At 71.4% G+C, this 18,516-nt stretch carries 16 protein-coding genes; 10 read left to right on the forward strand and 6 right to left on the reverse strand.

Annotated features, from left to right (window positions below; genetic code table 11):
- Window positions 1-35: 35 nt before the first annotated feature.
- Together AOQ53_RS19980 and AOQ53_RS19985 are read right to left on the reverse strand one after the other, a co-directional pair.
- Window positions 36-2,078, reverse strand: coding sequence for a glycoside hydrolase family 31 protein (locus AOQ53_RS19980; protein WP_059419166.1), 2,043 nt, complete (start codon window positions 2,076-2,078; stop codon window positions 36-38).
- Window positions 2,079-2,195: 117 nt separating this feature from the next.
- Window positions 2,196-3,209, reverse strand: a complete 1,014-nt coding sequence (locus AOQ53_RS19985) for a LacI family DNA-binding transcriptional regulator (protein ID WP_059419167.1) — start codon at window positions 3,207-3,209, stop codon at window positions 2,196-2,198.
- A 334-nt stretch (window positions 3,210-3,543) separates the two neighbouring features.
- Between AOQ53_RS19985 and AOQ53_RS19990 the strand changes: the two genes are divergently transcribed.
- From AOQ53_RS19990 to ispG, 4 genes are all read left to right on the forward strand, one after another.
- A complete protein-coding gene (locus AOQ53_RS19990; RefSeq protein WP_059419169.1) occupies window positions 3,544-5,520 on the forward strand; it encodes an acyl-CoA dehydrogenase family protein in 1,977 nt (658 codons plus the stop codon).
- 95 nt (window positions 5,521-5,615) lie between these two features.
- Window positions 5,616-6,872, forward strand: coding sequence for a 1-deoxy-D-xylulose-5-phosphate reductoisomerase (gene dxr, locus AOQ53_RS19995; RefSeq protein WP_059419171.1), 1,257 nt, complete (start codon window positions 5,616-5,618; stop codon window positions 6,870-6,872).
- An 8-nt stretch (window positions 6,873-6,880) separates the two neighbouring features.
- The gene (locus AOQ53_RS20000) at window positions 6,881-8,173 is read left to right on the forward strand and encodes a M50 family metallopeptidase (RefSeq protein ID WP_099054641.1); all 1,293 of its coding nucleotides are present in this window, start codon (window positions 6,881-6,883) and stop codon (window positions 8,171-8,173) included.
- 167 nt (window positions 8,174-8,340) lie between these two features.
- Entirely contained in the window at window positions 8,341-9,498 is a 1,158-nt protein-coding gene (gene ispG, locus AOQ53_RS20005) for a flavodoxin-dependent (E)-4-hydroxy-3-methylbut-2-enyl-diphosphate synthase (RefSeq protein ID WP_059419174.1), read from the forward strand.
- Window positions 9,499-9,589: 91 nt separating this feature from the next.
- On the opposite strand, the gene AOQ53_RS20010 is transcribed toward ispG, so the two are convergent.
- Window positions 9,590-9,832 carry a hypothetical protein gene (locus tag AOQ53_RS20010; RefSeq protein WP_059419177.1) on the reverse strand — a complete coding sequence of 81 codons (243 nt, stop codon included), beginning with the start codon at window positions 9,830-9,832 and terminating at the stop codon, window positions 9,590-9,592.
- Between the two features lie 187 nt (window positions 9,833-10,019).
- On the opposite strand from AOQ53_RS20010, the gene AOQ53_RS46380 reads away from it, so the two are divergent.
- The 4 genes from AOQ53_RS46380 to AOQ53_RS20030 all read left to right on the forward strand — a co-directional run bounded on the left by AOQ53_RS46380 (window position 10,020) and on the right by AOQ53_RS20030 (window position 15,418).
- Window positions 10,020-12,053, forward strand: a complete 2,034-nt coding sequence (locus AOQ53_RS46380) for a tail fiber domain-containing protein (RefSeq protein ID WP_059419179.1) — start codon at window positions 10,020-10,022, stop codon at window positions 12,051-12,053.
- A 147-nt stretch (window positions 12,054-12,200) separates the two neighbouring features.
- Entirely contained in the window at window positions 12,201-13,049 is an 849-nt protein-coding gene (locus AOQ53_RS20020; RefSeq protein WP_059419180.1) for a GNAT family N-acetyltransferase, read from the forward strand.
- Between the two features lie 30 nt (window positions 13,050-13,079).
- The gene (locus AOQ53_RS20025; protein ID WP_059419182.1) at window positions 13,080-13,610 is read left to right on the forward strand and encodes a GNAT family N-acetyltransferase; all 531 of its coding nucleotides are present in this window, start codon (window positions 13,080-13,082) and stop codon (window positions 13,608-13,610) included.
- A gap of 107 nt (window positions 13,611-13,717) precedes the next feature.
- Window positions 13,718-15,418: a proline--tRNA ligase gene (locus AOQ53_RS20030; protein ID WP_059419183.1), complete on the forward strand. Its 1,701-nt coding sequence runs from the start codon at window positions 13,718-13,720 to the stop codon at window positions 15,416-15,418.
- A 39-nt stretch (window positions 15,419-15,457) separates the two neighbouring features.
- On the opposite strand, the gene AOQ53_RS20035 is transcribed toward AOQ53_RS20030, so the two are convergent.
- From AOQ53_RS20035 to AOQ53_RS20045, 3 genes are read right to left on the reverse strand one after another with little or no spacing between them, the layout of a single operon-like run.
- Window positions 15,458-16,396, reverse strand: coding sequence for an aminoglycoside phosphotransferase family protein (locus AOQ53_RS20035; RefSeq protein ID WP_059419186.1), 939 nt, complete (start codon window positions 16,394-16,396; stop codon window positions 15,458-15,460).
- A gap of 48 nt (window positions 16,397-16,444) precedes the next feature.
- Window positions 16,445-16,909: a ferritin-like domain-containing protein gene (locus AOQ53_RS20040; RefSeq protein WP_059419188.1), complete on the reverse strand. Its 465-nt coding sequence runs from the start codon at window positions 16,907-16,909 to the stop codon at window positions 16,445-16,447.
- The gene (locus AOQ53_RS20045) at window positions 16,906-17,439 is read right to left on the reverse strand and encodes a hypothetical protein (RefSeq protein ID WP_059419190.1); all 534 of its coding nucleotides are present in this window, start codon (window positions 17,437-17,439) and stop codon (window positions 16,906-16,908) included. The genes AOQ53_RS20040 and AOQ53_RS20045 overlap by 4 nt, the downstream gene beginning before the upstream one ends.
- Window positions 17,440-17,811: 372 nt before the next feature.
- Here AOQ53_RS20045 and rimP point away from each other — a divergent pair, with 372 nt between their 5' ends.
- Both rimP and AOQ53_RS20055 read left to right on the forward strand, forming a co-directional pair.
- The gene (gene rimP / locus AOQ53_RS20050; RefSeq protein WP_059419192.1) at window positions 17,812-18,312 is read left to right on the forward strand and encodes a ribosome maturation factor RimP; all 501 of its coding nucleotides are present in this window, start codon (window positions 17,812-17,814) and stop codon (window positions 18,310-18,312) included.
- A 2-nt stretch (window positions 18,313-18,314) separates the two neighbouring features.
- A partial coding sequence (locus tag AOQ53_RS20055) for a NusA N-terminal domain-containing protein (protein ID WP_330219359.1) occupies window positions 18,315-18,516 on the forward strand: 202 nt, incomplete at its 3' end.

Raw genomic sequence — 18,516 nt, forward strand, 5'->3', positions numbered from 1 at the left:
AGACCTCCATCGATCCGGCCACCCCTCCGACACGGCTACTCCGCTACGGGCAGCCGCGCCCCGTCCCGCAGAAACAGCGGGATGCGGTCCAGCGGGGCGTCGACCGTCACGGACCGGCCGCCCTCGTACGTCTCACCCGTCCACGCGTCCGTCCATGTGGCCCCCGCCGGGAGATATGCCGTACGGGCGGTGGCACCGGCCGTCAGCACCGGGGCGACCAGCAGGTGCGGGCCGAAGAGGTAGGAGTCGTCGACCGACCAGGTGGCCTGGTCGTCCGGGAACTCCAGGAACAGCGGCCGCATCACCGGCAGGCCGTCCTCGTGGGCCTCCCGCATGACACGCAGGACGTACGGCTTCAGCCGCTCACGCAGCCGCAGGTACTTCTCCAGGACGGCCAAGGCCTCCTCGCCGTACGACCACACCTCGTTCGGGCCGCCGGTCATCTCCGGGCCCAGCGGCATGCCCGGGTCGCGGAAGCCGTGCAGGCGCATCAGCGGGGACAGCGCGCCGAACTGGAACCAGCGGACCATCACCTCCCGGTACGCCGGGTCGTCCGGGTCGCCGCCGTGGAAGCCGCCGATGTCGGTGTTCCACCACGGGATGCCCGACAGGGCCGTGTTCAGGCCGGCCGCGATCTGGCGGCGCAGGGTCGGGAAGTCGGTGCCGATGTCACCGGACCACAGGGCGGCGCCGTAGCGCTGACTGCCCGCCCAGGCCGAGCGGTTGAGGGTGACGACCTCCTCCTCGCCGGTGGCGACGAGGCCCTCGTAGAAGGTACGGGCGTTCTCGGCCGGGTAGATGTTGCCGACCTCCAGGCCCGGGCCCGTCCAGTAGCGCAGGTTCTCCGGGAAGCCCGGCTTCAGCTCCGGCTCGCAGGCGTCCAGCCAGAACGCCGTGATGCCGTACGGGTCGAGGTAGTTCTCCTTCACCTTCGACCACACGAACTCCCGTGCGTCCGGGTTGGTGGCGTCGTAGAAGGCCACCTGGACCGTGGAGGCGACCTCCTTGTCGGGCCAGTCGGCGTGTGCCATCGGTCCGTACTGGGTGCCGATGAAGTAGCCGCGCTGCTCCATGACCGGGTGGTTCTCGCTCAGCGGCGACACCGACGGCCAGACGCTCACCACCAGCTTGATGCCGAGCTCCTCCAGCTCGCGCACCATCGCCGCCGGGTCCGGCCACTCCTTCGGGTCGAACTTCCACTCGCCGAGGTGCGTCCAGTGGAAGAAGTCGCACACGATCGCGGAGATCGGCAGGCCCCGGCGCTTGTACTCCCGTGCCACCGCCATGAGTTCGTCCTGGGTGCGGTAGCGCAGCTTGCACTGCCAGAAGCCCGCCGCCCACTGAGGCAGCATCGGCGTCCGGCCGGTCACCGCGCTGTAGCGGCGCTGGGCGGCGGCCGGGTCGCCCGCCGTGATCCAGTAGTCGATCTGCCGCGCCGAGTCGGCGACCCACCGGGTGCCGTTGTGCGCCAGCTCCACGCGGCCGATCGCCGGGTTGTTCCACAGCAGGGTGTAGCCGCGGCTGGAGGTCAGCACCGGGATGCCGACCTCGGCGTTGCGCTGGACCAGGTCGAGGACCAGGCCCTTCTGGTCGAGGCGCCCGTGCTGGTGCTGGCCGAGGCCGTACAGCTTCTCGTCGTCGTACGCGGCGAAGCGCTGCTCCAGGCGGTGGTGGCCGTTGCCGACGGCCGTGTAGAGGCGGGAGCCGGGCCACCAGAAGTGGGCGCGGTCCTCGGCGAGCAGCTCGGCGGAGTCCTCCGTCCGCAGGAAGCGGACCAGGCCCTCGGCGTTCACCTCCACGGTGAGCGCGCCGACGGTCAGCTGCCCGCGCCCGTCCTCGATCTTCACCGTGGACGGTGTCGCGGGGGCCTCGTCGAGGAGCGCGCCCGGGAGCCCTTCGAGCACGGGGCCGCCGAGCCGGGCCCGCACCCGGACCGCGTCCGGACCCCACGGCTCGATCCGTACGGTCTCCTGACGGCCGCTCCACTCCAGCGCGCCGTCCCGCTCGCGGAACGTGCCGACGGTGGGGGAGGACTGCGCCAGACTCACCTGGGGCTGGGTTTCAGCAGGCTGATTCACGTGGCGGGCTCCTGTGCTCCTGGGGGAGTGCAGACAGAGGTGTTCAGACAGAGGTGTGCGGACATGGGGGTGCCCTGGGAGGAGGGCGGTGGTCGGTGAGCGGGAGAAGCGGTGTGCCTACGGCCGGGTGGGCGCCGGCCCCGTGCTGCCCCGGACCGTCAGCTCGGGAGCGATCAGCACGACCTCGTCGCTGCCGCGCCCCTCGAACTTGGCGACCAGGTGTTCCACGGCGTGCCGGCCCATCTCCTGCGCGGGGATGGCGACCGACGTGAGCCGCACCGAGGCCTGCGTGGCGACCTGGTCGGGGCAGATGGCGACCACCGACACGTCCTCCGGCACGGCCCGGCCCTGCTGCCGCAGCAGCGCGAGCAGCGGCTCGACCGCCGACTCGTTCTGCACGATGATCCCCGTGGTCCCCGGGCGTTCGTCGAGGATCCGGGCGAGCGTCACGGCCATCGCGTCGTACCCGCCGTCGCACGGCCGGTGCAGCAGCCGCACGCCCAGTTCCCGGGAACGGGACCGCAGCCCGTCCAGCGTGCGCTCGGCGAAGCCGGTGTGCCGCTCGTAGACGGCCGGGGCCTCGCCGATGACAGCGATGTCCTGGTGCCCCTGCTTCGCCAGGTGCTCCACGCACAGCGCGCCCGTCGCCCGGAAGTCCAGATCGACGCAGGTCAGCCCGGTGGTGTCGGCGGGCAGCCCGATCAGCACGGACGGCTGGTCCGTCGCACGCAGCAAGGGCAGCCGCTCGTCGTCGAGTTCGACGTCCATCAGGATCATCCCGTCGGCGAGCCCGCTCCCGGCGACGCGGCGCACCGCGTCCGGGCCCTCCTCACCGGTGAGCAGCAGCACGTCGTACCCGTGCGTCCGCGCGGCGGTCGCCACCGCGATGGCGATCTCCATCATCACGGGCACGTACATGTCCGTGCGCAGCGGGACCATCAGCGCGATGATGTTCGACCTGCTGCTGGCCAGGGCGCGGGCCCCGGCGTTCGGGTGGTACCCGAGCTCGCGGATGCTCCGCTCGACCCGCTGCCGGGTGTTCGCGGAGATGGACCGCTTGCCGCTGAGGACATAGCTCACCGTGCTCGCCGAGACTCCGGCGTGCTGGGCGACCTCGGCGAGGGTGACCATCCAGCTCTCCAAGCTTTGTGAAGCGCTTCGACGATGCGCGTTGCTGATATGAGTGGGTGAGGGTGGTTCGACAGTAGCTCCAGCGGGAGTACGTGTCCATAGGTTGTCGAAGCGCTTCGATACCTAATTCTCAGAGGGATCCCGGACTCCTGGCCGGCACCCCGATGCAACACCGTCGTCAGGCGCCCGACAAGTCCGGGAGCGCTCCGCCCCCTTCGGCTGAACGGACGCGCGAGGACTGGTGGGAGCGTCCGGTTTCGGGTACCAACGATCCAGTAGCACTGATCGGTAGCGTACGGTCCTCAACATCCCTATATGCGGCGAGGTGGCCCTCATGTCCGCTTCCACCACCCCCTCTTCCCGTCCCGCCGTCACCGAGCGGGAGGCCCGAGAGGTGGCGGAGGCCGCCCGGGAGCAGCACTGGCGCAAGCCCAGCTTCGCCAAGGAGCTGTTCCTCGGCCGCTTCCGGCTCGACCTCATCCACCCCCACCCCCTCCCGGCCGACGAGGCGGCCCAGCGCGGCGAGGAGTTCCTCGCCAAGCTCCGCGACTTCGTCGAGACGAAGGTCGACGCGGCCCTCATCGAGCGCGAGGCCCGGATCCCCGACGAGGTGATCGACGGGCTGAAGGAGCTCGGCGCCTTCGGCATGAAGATCGACACCAAGTACGGCGGGCTGGGCCTGACGCAGGTGTACTACAACAAGGCGCTCTCCCTGGCCGGCTCCGCCAGCCCCGCGATCGGCGTGCTGCTCTCCGCGCACCAGTCGATCGGCGTGCCGCAGCCGCTGAAACTGTTCGGCACGCAGGAACAGAAGGAGCGCTTCCTGCCGCGCTGTGCGCGCACGGACATCAGCGCCTTCCTGCTCACCGAGCCCGACGTCGGCTCCGACCCGGCCCGCCTCGCCACCACCGCCGTGCCCGACGATGGGGGCACCTCCCGCTCGAGCGAAGCCGAGAGTGGGGGAGACTATGTCCTCGACGGCGTGAAGCTGTGGACCACCAACGGCGTCGTCGCCGACCTGCTGGTCGTCATGGCCCGGGTCCCGAAGAGCGAGGGCCACAAGGGCGGCATCACGGCCTTCGTCGTGGAGACCAACTCGCCCGGCGTCACCGTCGAGAACCGCAACGCCTTCATGGGCCTGCGCGGCATCGAGAACGGCGTCACCCGCTTCCACCAGGTCCGCGTCCCCGCCGCCAACCGCGTCGGCGAGGAGGGCCAGGGCCTGAAGATCGCCCTGACCACGCTCAACACCGGACGGCTCTCCCTGCCCGCCTCCTGCGTGGCGGCCGGCAAGTGGTGCCTGAAGATCGCCCGGGAGTGGTCGGCGGCCCGCGAGCAGTGGGGCAAGCCCATCGCGCACCACGAGGCGGTCGGCTCCAAGATCTCCTTCATCGCGGCCACCACCTTCGCCCTGGAGGCCGTGACGGACCTGGCCTCGCAGATGGCCGACGAGGACCGCAACGACATCCGCATCGAAGGCGCCCTCGCCAAGCTGTACGCCTCCGAGATGGCCTGGCTGATGGCCGACGAACTCGTCCAGATCCGCGGCGGCCGCGGCTTCGAGACGGCCGAGTCCCTGCGGGCCCGCGGCGAGCGCGGCGTCCCCGCCGAGCAGGTGCTGCGCGACCTGCGCATCAACCGCATCTTCGAGGGCTCGACGGAGATCATGCACCTCCTCATCGCCCGCGAGGCCGTCGACGCCCACCTCTCGGTCGCCGGCGACCTCATCGACCCCGGGAAGTCCCTCGGCGACAAGGCGAAGGCGGGTGCGAACGCGGGCGTCTTCTACGCCAAGTGGCTCCCGAAGCTGGTCGCGGGCCCGGGCCAGGTCCCCACCTCCTACGGCGAGTTCAAGCGCGAAGTGGACCTCTCCGGGCACCTGCGCTACGTCGAGCGCACCGCCCGCAAGCTCGCCCGCTCCACCTTCTACGCCATGTCCCGCTGGCAGGGCCGGATGGAGTCCAAGCAGGGCTTCCTCGGCCGGATCGTGGACATCGGCGCCGAGCTGTTCGCCATGAGCGCGGCCTGCGTCCGCGCCGAAATGCTGCGCGGCCAGGGCGACCACGGCCGCGAGGCCTACCAGCTCGCCGACGTCTTCTGCCGTCAGTCCCGGATCCGGATCGAGGAGCTCTTCAACCGCCTGTGGACCAACACCGACGACCTCGACCGCAAGGTCGTCAAGGGCGTCCTGTCGGGCACGTACGAGTGGCTGGAGCGCGGCATCGTCGACCCGTCGGGCGAGGGACCGTGGATCGCGGACGCGGCACCGGGACCGTCCCGGAAGGAGAACGTGCACCGGCCGATCCGGTAAACCGGCCTCCGTGGGGGCGCGAGCCGGTGCGGCGCGCGCCCCTACGAGGGGGATGCGCTGTCCTCACACACGATGCTTACGGCAACAATGGAGCAATGAGCGACAGTCCAGCCCCCCTCGCCGACCCGCACCTCGTCTACGACCCGGTGGCGGGTGACGGCCCGAAGGACGTGGTGATCCTCGGCTCCACCGGGTCCATCGGCACGCAGGCCATCGACCTCGTGCTGCGCAACCCCGGCCGGTTCCGGGTCACCGGCCTGTCCGCCAACGGCGGCCGGGTCGCCCTCCTCGCCGAGCAGGCGTACCGGCTGCGGGCGCGTACGGTCGCGGTCGCCCGCGAGGACGTCGTACCGGCCCTGCGCGAGGCGCTCACCGCGCAGTACGGCACGGGCGAGCCGCTCCCCGAGATCCTCGCCGGCCCGGACGCGGCCACGCAGCTGGCGGCGTCCGACTGCCACACCGTCCTGAACGGCATCACCGGCTCCATCGGCCTCGCCCCGACCCTGGCCGCCCTGGAGGCGGGACGCACGCTCGCGCTCGCCAACAAGGAGTCGCTCATCGTGGGCGGCCCGCTGGTGAAGGCCCTCGCCAAGCCCGGGCAGATCATCCCGGTCGACTCCGAGCACGCCGCCCTCTTCCAGGCCCTGGCCGCCGGCACCCGCGCCGACGTCCGCAAGCTGGTCGTCACCGCCTCCGGCGGTCCCTTCCGCGGCCGTACGAAGGCGGAGCTGGCCCACGTCACCGTCGAGGACGCCCTCGCGCACCCCACCTGGGCCATGGGCCCGGTCATCACGATCAACTCCGCGACCCTCGTCAACAAGGGCCTGGAGGTCATCGAGGCGCACCTCCTCTACGACATTCCCTTCGACCGCATTGAGGTGGTCGTGCATCCCCAGTCGTATGTCCACTCGATGGTTGAGTTCACGGATGGATCGACACTGGCCCAGGCGACCCCGCCCGACATGCGCGGGCCCATCGCCATCGGCATCGGCTGGCCCGAGCGGGTCCCCGACGCCGCGCCCACCTTCGACTGGAGCAAGGCCTCGACCTGGGAGTTCTTCCCGCTCGACAACGAGGCGTTCCCCTCGGTGAACCTCGCCCGGCACGTCGGCGAGCTCGCGGGCACCGCCCCGGCGGTGTTCAATGCGGCCAACGAGGAGTGCGTGGAGGCGTTCCGGCAGGGCGCACTGCCCTTCAACGGGATCATGGAGACCGTCACCAGGGTCGTCGAGGAGCACGGCACCCCGCGTACGGGAACCTCACTCACCGTGTCGGACGTCCTCGAAGCGGAGACCTGGGCGCGGACCCGGGCCCGGGAACTGGCGGCACAGACGGCGGAGGCCCGTGCATGACGACCCTGATGTTCATCCTCGGCATAGGCCTCTTCGTGGTCGGCCTGCTGTTCTCGATCGCGTGGCACGAGCTGGGGCACCTGTCCACCGCCAAGCTGTTCGGCATCCGCGTGCCGCAGTACATGGTCGGTTTCGGCCCGACGATCTGGTCGCGGAAGAAGGGTGAGACCGAGTACGGGCTCAAGGCCATCCCGTTCGGCGGCTACATCCGCATGATCGGCATGTTCCCGCCCGGCCCCGACGGCCGGCTGGAGGTCCGCTCCACCTCCCCGTGGCGCGGCATGATCGAGGACGCCCGCTCGGCCGCGTACGAGGAGCTCAGGCCGGGCGACGAGAACCGCATGTTCTACACGCGCGCGCCCTGGAAGCGCGTGATCGTGATGTTCGCGGGCCCCTTCATGAACCTGGTCCTGGCCGTGGCGCTGTTCCTCACGGTCCTCATGGGCTTCGGCATCACCCAGCAGACCACCACGGTCAGCTCCGTCTCCCAGTGCGTCATCGCGCAGAGCGAGAACCGCGACAAGTGCGAGAAGGGCGACCCGGCCGCCCCGGCCGCCGCCGCGGGTCTCAAGGCGGGCGACAAGATCGTCTCCTTCAACGGAGTGCCGACCGACGACTGGAACAAGCTGTCCGACCTGATCCGCGCCAACCCCGGCAAGGAGGTGCCGATCGTCGTCGACCGCAAGGGCCAGGACGTCACCCTGCACGCGAAGATCGCCACCAACCAGGTCGCCAAGAAGGACTCCGGCGGACAGATCGTCGAGGGCCAGTACGTCCAGGCCGGATTCCTCGGCTTCAGCGCCGCCACCGGCGTGGTCAAACAGGACTTCGGCGAGTCCGTGACCTGGATGGGCGACCGGATCGGCGAGGCCGTCGACTCCCTCGCCGCCCTTCCCAGCAAGATCCCGGCCCTGTGGAACGCGGCCTTCGACGGCGCCCCGCGCGAGGCCGACTCCCCGATGGGCGTGGTCGGCGCGGCCCGCGTCGGCGGCGAGATCTTCACCCTGGACATCCCGCCCACCCAGCAGCTGGCCATGGCCCTCATGCTGGTCGCCGGCTTCAACCTCTCCCTGTTCCTGTTCAACATGCTCCCGCTGCTGCCGCTCGACGGCGGCCACATCGCGGGCGCCCTGTGGGAGTCGCTGCGCCGCAACACGGCCAAGCTCCTGCGCCGGCCCGACCCGGGCCCCTTCGACGTGGCGAAGCTCATGCCCGTCGCCTACGTGGTCGCCGGGATCTTCATCTGCTTCACGATCCTGGTCCTGATCGCGGATGTGGTTAACCCGGTGAGAATCTCCTAGTCATACGGCGTCGTGGCGGCTCGGCATGCTTTGTGCCGGGCCGCCTCCCACCGGGTGGCAACGCGGGTGGGATGTGCCCGCGCCAAGGCATGTGCCGTAATCTCGAAGCTCGGAGCCCGCTGCTCACGGGACCGGACCTTGATCCACGACTTGGGGTTGCACAGCAGATGACTGCGATTTCTCTCGGCATGCCGTCCGTTCCGACCAAGCTCGCCGAGCGCCGGAAGAGCCGCCAGATCCAGGTCGGATCCGTGGCCGTCGGCGGAGACGCCCCTGTCTCGGTCCAGTCGATGACGACGACGCGTACGTCGGACATCGGCGCGACCCTCCAGCAGATCGCCGAACTCACCGCCTCCGGCTGCCAGATCGTCCGTGTCGCCTGCCCGACCCAGGACGACGCCGACGCCCTCGCCACCATCGCCCGCAAGTCGCAGATCCCGGTCATCGCCGACATCCACTTCCAGCCGAAGTACGTCTTCGCCGCGATCGAGGCGGGCTGCGCGGCGGTCCGCGTCAACCCCGGCAACATCAAGCAGTTCGACGACAAGGTCAAGGAGATCGCCAAGGCGGCCCGGGACCACGGCACCCCGATCCGCATCGGCGTCAACGCGGGCTCCCTCGACAGGCGCCTCCTCCAGAAGTACGGCAAGGCGACCCCCGAGGCCCTGGTCGAGTCCGCCCTGTGGGAGGCGTCCCTCTTCGAGGAGCACGACTTCCGGGACATCAAGATCTCCGTCAAGCACAACGACCCGGTCATCATGATCGAGGCCTACAAGCAGCTTGCCGAGCAGTGCGACTACCCGCTGCACCTCGGCGTCACGGAGGCCGGCCCCGCCTTCCAGGGCACGATCAAGTCGGCGGTCGCCTTCGGCGCGCTGCTCAGCCAGGGCATCGGCGACACCATCCGCGTCTCGCTGAGCGCGCCCCCCGCCGAGGAAGTGAAGGTCGGCATCCAGATCCTGGAGTCCCTGAACCTCAAGGAGCGCGGCCTTGAGATCGTCTCCTGCCCGTCCTGCGGCCGCGCCCAGGTCGACGTCTACAAGCTGGCCGAAGAGGTCACGGCCGGCCTCACCGGCATGGAGGTCCCCCTCCGCGTCGCCGTCATGGGCTGCGTCGTCAACGGCCCCGGCGAGGCCCGCGAAGCCGACCTCGGCGTCGCCTCCGGCAACGGCAAGGGCCAGATCTTCGTCAAGGGCGAGGTCATCAAGACCGTCCCCGAGTCCAAGATCGTGGAGACGCTGATCGAAGAGGCGATGAAGCTCGCCGAGCAGATGGAGAAGGACGGCGTCACCTCCGGCGAGCCGTCGGTGGCGGTAGCGGGCTGACCGCCTGGCGACCGATCCGGCCGGGAGGGCCGCACGCCTCCCGGCCGTCGGTGTGAGGGCGTGCCGGTTCCCGCCGCCGCGCCCTCCCGGGTCACCGCGACCGTGCCCCCGGGCCACCCCGTCGGCCCTTGCGCACACGCCGGGCCGTCAGCGCAGCTGAGTACGTGGTGAACAGTGACACACGCGACGCGTCGTGCCGTGCGCCCCGCAGCGCCCACCGGAACCCGAGGAACAGCAGAACCTGCCGGAGCAGCACCGGTCCCGTGAGCACGGTAAGGGCCAGCACGGCGACGACCGGCGAACCGTCGAGCAGACCGACGACGAAGTGAAGCACGGCACCTCCCAGAACCGCCCGGCAGCACCGGGCACCTGAGACGAGTGCACCCCGCGAACGCCCCGCGCGGGGAAATCCCGGACGTCCGGGAAAACGGATGCCGGACTGGTCGAATCCGCTGGACGACCCCGGAGCGTCCCGGACATCATGGACAACTGTCCCGGGCGGGCTTGGTCGAAAGGGCACCGTGGAAACATGGCGGCAGTTCCGGGCGGAACTCGCCCGGCTCATGCGAGAGGGCGACGTCACCGTCGCACAGGTGGTCAAGGCCACCAGGCCGGCTCCGGACGCACGCGGCCCGTCCTTCACCATCGGGCGCGAGACCCTCTACGGCTACCTGAGAGACCGTGAGGCAGGCGTCGGCAACGGCGCCTGGCAGTCCGTCGAGGCGCTGCTGCGCTGCATCGACTCCCTCGCCGCGGACAAGGGCCACGCCCTGGACATCGACTACGCCCGCTGGGAGGAGTCCTGGCAGAACCTCCGGGACCGCCAGGGAACCCCCGGCACCCGGCAGGACAGCGAGTTCACCCCGCGCCTGTCGGCCGACACCTGGATCGGCGGCTGGGACGGCGCCGCCGGCGCCGTACTGGCCTGCTCCTCGGCACAGGAGTTCGTGGCCTGGCCGGCGGGGCAGGAGCGGCTCGACGCGCTGGCGCAGGCCGTCGCCAGGCTCAGCGCCGCCTGCGAACCGGAACTGGCACGGGACGCCGCGTCGAGGCTCGTCGCCGGTGCCGAAGCGGAGTTCGGTGAGACGAGCCCCAAGACCCTGGCCGCCCGGCACGCACTCGCGTTCTGGACCGGCCACACCCACGAGGTCCGCAGCGCCCTGCAACTGACGACCGAACTGCACGCCGACTGCCTGCAGCACCTGGGGGCAGAGCACATCCTGACCCGGCTCGCCGCCCTGCGGAAGGCGCTCTGGCTCGGACACATGGGCCGCTGGCACGAGGCCAACCGGCTCTACGCCCAGACCGTCCACAGCGAAGCGGCGCTCCCCGACCGGGACCGGACCCTGTGGCTGCTCGCCCGCTGGGGGATGGCCCGCACGGGCGGCCGGTCGGGCAACTGGATCCACGCGCACATCGAACTCGACCAGCTGTTGCCGGAGATGATCGCCGCGTTCGGGCCCGGCGATCCGGCCGTACTGGCCGCGCGCCACTCCCATGCCTGGGCTGCCGCACGCGCGGGTCACCACGAGGCGGCATGCACTCTGCTGGCCCGGCTGGCCGACCAGGCGGACGCCGCTGTGGGCCCCGGCCACCTCACCAGCCTGCGCATCCGTATCTCGCTGGCCTACTGGGCTCAGCGCTGCGGCTCGGCCGAGGACGCCCTGTCCATGGCCACGGCGGTGCGGAAGCGTTGCGAGGCACTGCTGGGCCCGGACCACTCCCTCAGCACCGAGGCCGCCGAAGTCGAGGCGCTGTGCCGGCTGGACGCCGACCCGGTCGCGGCGATCGACGACCTCCGGGGCGTGGCGTCGCGCCGTGAGCAGCACCTCGGCCACGGGCATCCCCACACCGTGCAGGCGTGGTCGAACTATGCGGCGGTCCGGGCCACGATCGACGGGCCTCTTCCGGTCCTCGGCCTGTTCCGCGATCTCGCCCGGGAATCCGGTCACGCACTGGGCGAGGACCACCCCGAGACACTCCGCGTCCGGATGAACCTGGCCATCGCCACCCTCGAGATCGAGGGGACCGTCGCGGCCCGGCCGCTGTGCGCGCGGGTCGTCGAGTCGCTCCGCAGAGTGCTGGGAGACGAGCACCCCGAAACCGTCCTGGGCAGGGAACTCCTGCAGGGGATCGACCGGGAAGAGGGTCCGGGACCGGATACCGGGCACGGGCGGATGCAGTGGTTCCATTCCCAGAGCGCGTACGGCACGTACGGCGAGGCAGGCGGCGCCGGAAGCGACCGGGCCCTCAAGTGCGACATCGACCCCGTCATGTGGCCGCCCGACACGGACGCCGGCATCGAGGCCACCGGCAACCGCCCCACGACGGACGGGTACGCGGTGCTGCGTGCCGTGGCCGCGCTGCCGGTCAGCACATGGAGCTACCGGGGCGAGGAGGGCGTACGGCACCTCGGCCCCATGGCACAGGACTGGTACGCCGCCCTGGGGCTGGGAGCCGACGACCGGACCATCCATCCCATCGACGCCAACGGAGTCTCCGTCGTCGCCGTGCAGGCCCTGTACCGATGGTGCGCGGTCTCCAGGAGGAGGTGAGCCGGCTCAGCAGGCGGCTCGACGACCGATGACACCAGTAGGCCCGCGCGCGTCCCACCGGGCAGAGCACCGCACGCGGGCGGCACTCCCCAGCTCCGCCGGGTACAGTGCGGAGACCAGCAGACCCGAGTGTGTGAGGCCCCGCCCGTGTTGACGCAGACGACCTCCCGGGTCCTCGAACCGAGCGACCTGGACGCCGCGCTCGCCATACTCGACCGCGAGCCCGTCGCGAACGCCTTCGTGACGTCCCGCGTGCAGATCGCCGGCCTCGACCCGTGGCGGCTCGGCGGGGAGATGTGGGGCTGGTACGAGGACGGCATGCTGACGTCCCTGTGCTACGCGGGCGCCAACCTCGTCCCGATCTGCGCCACCCCGCGCGCCATCCGCGCCTTCGCCGACCGCGCCCGCCGGGCCGGCCGCCGCTGCTCCTCCATCGTCGGCCCCGCCGGTTCCACCGCCGACCTGTGGCGGCTGCTGGAACCCCAGTGGGGCCCGGCCCGGGACGTCCGCCGCCACCAGCCGCTCATGGTCACCGACCGCCTTCCGGACGGCATACCCCCGGACCCCTACGTCCGTCGCGTCCGCAAGGACGAGATGGAGAAGCTCATGCCGGCATGTGTGGCGATGTTCACCGAGGAGGTCGGCGTCTCCCCGCTGGCCGGCGACGGCGGCCTGCTCTACCAGGCCCGCGTCGCCGAACTCGTCGGCTCCGGGCGCGCCTTCGCCCGCTTCGACGCGGACGGCAAGGTCGTCTTCAAGGCCGAGATCGGCGCCGCGACCGACCGTGCCTGCCAGATCCAGGGCGTGTGGGTGGCCCCCGAATACCGGGGGACCGGCTTGGCGGCCCCCGGCATGGCAGCGGTCCTGCGCTACGCCCTGGCCGACATCGCCCCGGTCGCCAGCCTCTACGTGAACGACTTCAACACGGCAGCCCGCAGGACGTACCGAAGGGTGGGCTTCCAAGAGGTCGGCGCCTTCATGAGCGTGCTGTTCTGACAACGGGAACCCCCCTGTAGGCTCCCCGCCATGGACCTGGTGATCGGCCCCCTCGACCTCTCCGCTCACGTCGACGAGGCCCTGGCAGTCCAAGCCGTAGCCTTCGGCCTCGCCCCCGACGAGGTCGCAGTCCGCCACCAGATCGTCCTGCGCCACATGACCTACCCGGGCGCCAGGGCCCTCGGCGCGACAGCAGGCGGCGACCTCGTCGGCTTCGTCTACGGCATGCCCAACGACCGCACCCACTGGTGGTCCACGGTCGTGGAGCCGTACCTCAGGGCGAACCACCACGACCACTGGCTCGACGACGCCTTCGTGATCACCGAACTGCATGTCCACCCCGCCTACCAGAACCGCGGCATCGGACGCTCCCTGATCACCACGATCACCGACGGCGCCGCCGAACCCCGCTCGATCCTCTCCGCGATCGACACCGAGAGCCCGGCCCGCGCGCTCTACCGCTCGCTCGGCTACCGGGACCTGGCCCGCCAGGTCCTCTTCCCGAGCGCCCCGAAGCCGTACGCGGTGATGGGAGCTCCGCTTCCGCTCCTGCGCCGCTGACCGATTTCCACCGCCCGGCACCCCCCGGATAACCTCCTGCCATCACCCTCCCCCACTCTCGGCTTCGCTCGAGCGGGGGGACCCCCGTCAGCAGGAGCAGAGAAGCCATGGCGAACGTACCGGTCCAGCGCATGTCCCAGTTGATGGCGAAGACGTTGCGCGACGACCCGGCGGACGCCGAGGTCCTCAGCCACAAGCTCCTCGTCCGCGCCGGGTACGTGCGCCGCACCGCCGCCGGAATCTGGAGCTGGCTGCCGCTCGGCAAGCGCGTCCTGGCCAACGTGGAGCGCATCGTGCGCGAGGAGATGGACGCCATCGGCGCCCAGGAGGTGCTGCTCCCCGCCCTGCTGCCGCGTGAGCCGTACGAGGCGACCGGCCGCTGGGACGAGTACGGCCAGGAGCTCTTCCGCCTCCAGGACCGCAAGGGCGGCGACTACCTCCTCGGCCCCACCCACGAGGAGATCTTCACCCTGCTGGTGAAGGACCAGGCGTCCTCCTACAAGGACCTGCCGGTGATCCTCTACCAGATCCAGCACAAGTACCGTGACGAGGCCCGGCCCCGCGCGGGCATCCTGCGCGGCCGCGAGTTCCTGATGAAGGACTCCTACTCCTTCGACACCGAGGACGAGGGCCTCGCCCGGTCCTACGCCCTGCACCGCCAGGCCTACCAGAAGATCTTCGCGCGCCTCGGCCTCGACTACCGCATCTGCGCCGCCACCGCCGGCGCGATGGGCGGCTCCAAGTCCGAGGAGTTCCTCGCCCCGGCCGAGGCCGGCGAGGACACCTTCGCCGACTGCCCGAACTGCGACTTCGCCGCCAACACCGAGGCGGTCACGTACGAGCTGAAGTCCGTCGACGCCACGGACGTCCCGGCCGCCGAGGACATCCCGACCCCCGACACCCCGACCATCGAGACCCTCGCCGCCTCCCTCGGCGTCCCGGCCTCGGCCACGCTGAAGAACCTCCTCGTCAAGGTCGACGGCGAGATCGTCGCCGTCGGTGTCCCCGGCGACCGCGAGGTCGACCTGGACAAGGTCGAGGCGCACTTCGCCCCGGCCGTCGTCGAGCTGGTCACCGAGGCCGACTTCGCGGCCCGTCCCGACCTGGTCCGCGGCTACGTCGGACCGCAGGGCCTGGACAAGGTCACGTACATCGCCGACCCGCGCGTGGCCCCCGGCACGTCCTGGATCACCGGCGCCAACAAGGCCGGTACGCACACCAAGAACGTCGTCGCGGGCCGCGACTTCGAGGTCGGCGCCTACGTCGACGTCGTGGTCGTGCAGGAGGGCGACCCCTGCCCGAAGTGCGGCACGGGCCTCGTCCTCGACCGGGCCATCGAGATCGGCCACATCTTCCAGTTGGGCCGCAAGTACACCGACGCCCTCAAGCTCGACGTCCTCGGCCAGAACGGCAAGCCCGTCCGCGTCACCATGGGCTCCTACGGCGTCGGCGTCTCCCGCGCGGTCGCCGCCCTCGCCGAGCAGACCGCGGACGACAAGGGCCTGTGCTGGCCCAAGGAGGTCGCCCCGGCCGACGTCCACGTGGTCGCCGCCGGCAAGGCCCTCCAGACCGAACTGGCCCTCGACATCTCCGGGAAGCTGGCCGCCGCCGGTGTCCGCGTCCTGGTCGACGACCGCCCCGGCGTCTCCCCGGGCGTCAAGTTCACCGACTCCGAGCTGATCGGCGTACCGCAGATCCTGGTGGCCGGGCGGCGCGCGGCAGACGGCGTGGTGGAGCTGAAGGACCGCCGCACCGGCGAGCGCGAGGAGCTGACGGTCGAGGAGGCCGTCGCCCGGCTCACGGCCTGAGTTCCCGTGTTCTGTGAGCGCTCCGGCCCTCCGGAGCGCTCACAGCCAGTCCGCGAACTCCAGCAACAACTCGGCATCCCGCGGCCGGCCGATCCGACGGGCCCGCACCCCCGACTCCACGGCCCGGAACAACGTCCATCCCCGCAACCGCTCCTGGTCCACATCGAGCGACTCCGCGAGCCGCTTGACCCGCCGACGGGTCGTCGCCGCACCGGACGGCTGTGCGATCAGGTCCTCCACCCGGTCGCGGACCAGCCGGGCCAGATCGAACGCGCACTCGCCGACCACCGGGTCGGGGCCCACGGCCAGCCACGGCATCCGCTCCCCGGAGAGCACTTTGCTCTGCCGGAACGTGCCGTGCAGAAGCCGGTGTTCGGGCGGCGCGGCCAGCAACTCCTCGCGTGCCGCGAGCGCCAGGCGGACCAACTGGGCCACCTCGGGGTCGGCCTGCGCCCGGGCCCGCATCGCCTCGGCCTGCCGTCCGGTCCGCTCGGCCACGGTCTCGAAGGGGAAGTCGGCAGGCGGCTCCACCCACAGCCGCCGCAGTGTCCCCGCCGCCTCCAGCAGCGCCTTCGCCTCCGGCAGCGACCGCACCGACACGTCCGGATGCAGCCGCTCCAGCAGCAGCACGCCCTCGGAGGACGGGGGTACCTCCCTGCTCGAGCGAAGCCGAGAGCTTGGGGGAGGTTCGAGCAGTTGTACGGCCCCCCGTCCGCCCCAGTGCGCGAGCGCGGCCCGCTCCGCCTCCGGGCGTGCCCGGCCCGGCGCCAGCTTCAGCACGGCGGGTGTTCCGTCGGCCGTCCGCACCAGCACGACCAGGCTGCTGCGCCCACCGGGCACCTGCACCCGCTCCACGGTCAACTCGCGTAGCGCGACGGCCTGCTGCGCCGCCTCGGGCAGCTTCTCCAGCCAGTCGTCACCGTCCGGTGCCGTCTCACCGAGCGCCCTGACCAGACGCTTCGGCGGTTCGAAAACCATGCGAGAGTCGTTCCCTTCGTGCTGTCCGCGGTGCGTGCCCTGCGCGGGTCACGCAGTCGGCGCCGCCAAGGGCGGGGCCGTGCCGGCCCGCTCGGCGAGCCCAGGGAAGGCTACGCTCTCGCCGCGCCAGCGCACCGCCCGCACCGCCGCCTCCCGCAGCGCCTCGGCGGCCAGGGCCCGCCGCCCGCCGCCCGCCGCGCGCACCAGGTCCGAGTACACCCCGGCCACCCGGTCCTCCAGCTCGGCGGCGAGTCGCACGGCCGCCGCCGCGTCCGGCACCGGGAACGGCAGGGCGTACCCGGCGGCCGCCGCCACGGGCCTGCCCCCCAGGTCCTTCACCTCGCGCACCAGCGCGTCCCGACGTGCCCGGTGTGCGTCGTACGCCGTCCGTGCCTCGGCGCGCTGCCCCTCGCCGATCCGCCCGCCGACGACGCCGTACCCGTACACCGCCGCGTGCTCGGCCGCCAGCGCCGCCTGGAGGGCCCGCAGCTCCCGGTCCTTCGCCTCGCTCACGCGCCACCCTCCGTCAGCAGATACACGTGCGCCGCCCCGGCCGCCGCCACCGAGGCCAGCAGCCGCGCCAGCTCGCCCGACATGTCGAGCAGCGCCTTGGCCCGCCGGTCGGCGAGTTCCCGCTCCGCGGTGGCGAGCGAGGCCAGTGCGTCCTTGTCACCGCCCGGCACGGCGGCGGCCGAGGGGGAGGCGGAAGAGGAAGAAGAGGAGGGGGAGGGGGACGCCTTCCGGCCCGTGGCCCCTCCGAAGGCCTGCGCGTGCCGTACGGCCTCCGCCCGCAGCGGCCGCAGTCGCTCCGCGAGCCCCGGGTGGGCGGCGATCACGGCGTCGTACCGCTCCACCAGCCCCTCGCTGTCCCGCGCCGCACGCACGCGTGCCCGGCGGTCGGCCGCCGACGGGCCGTCCTCCGGGTCGCCCCGGCCGTCACCTCCGGCGGTGCAGCCGGCCGGGGCGAGGGCCGCCGGACCGACGGCGAGCAGAGTCCTTCTGCGCGGCCCCGAGCGGGCGCGCGGCGATGAGGGGAACGGCACGTCAGACGTCCTCGAGGGGGCTCGTACGAGAAGGAAGCGACTCTAAGAGTCCTGCTGTTGGATCTCCGCAGCGTCGCGACGCCCGGCACGCCCGCTCGCCGCACGGCGCGCATGGCCAGGTGGCTCCGCCACATGACCCTGCGCACCGCACGCCGATCGCACGCACCGAACGCCGCTCCTTCTCCTGCGGAGATCCATCAGAAGGGCCCTAGGGCTGAACGCCCGTGATCACGGTACCCGGGCCCCCGCCCGGGACCACTCAGCGGCACCGCTCGTCACCGGGTGGACGGCAACACACCCCGCGACCGGATACCCTTTGATCAGACACGCGACCCATCCCACAACAGCACACGCGGCCGAGGAGTCACCCGGATGAGCACCACCCAGAGCGAGAGGCTGCGAGAACTGCTGGAACCGCTCGTCACATCCCAGGGCCTGGATCTCGAAGAGATCGAAGTGGACTCCGTCGGCCGCAAGCGTGTGCTGCGCGTCGTCGTCGACTCGGACACGGGCGCGGACCTGGACCAGATCGCCGATGTGAGCCGCGCGCTCTCGGCGAAGCTCGACGAGACGGACGCGATGGGCGAGGGGGAGTACACCCTCGAGGTCGGCACCCCGGGCGCGGAGCGCCTCCTCACGGAACACCGGCACTACGTCCGCGCCACGGACCGGCTGGCGAAGTTCCAGCTGGCCGAGGGCGGCGAGCTGGTCGCCAGGATTCTGAAGGTCGACGACGAGGGCGTCGACACCGAGGTGCCCGGGGTCAAGGGCCGCAAGGCCACCGCGCGCAGACTCGCCTTCGACGACATCGTCCGGGCGCGCGTCCAGGTCGAATTCAGCCGCAAGGACAACAAGAAGGAAGAGGAGGCGTAGCCGTGGACATCGACATGAGTGCCCTGCGGGGCTTGGTTCGGGAGAAGGAGATCTCCTTCGACCTGCTGGTCGAGGCGATCGAATCGGCCCTCCTCATCGCCTACCACCGCACTGAGGGAAGCCGCCGCCACGCGCGCGTGGAGCTCAACCGGGACACCGGCCATGTGACCGTGTGGGCGAAGGAGGACCCCGACGACCTCGAGG

Origin of the sequence: Streptomyces azureus (assembly GCF_001270025.1) — a bacterium.
Taxonomy (GTDB): Bacteria; Actinomycetota; Actinomycetes; order Streptomycetales; family Streptomycetaceae; genus Streptomyces; species Streptomyces azureus.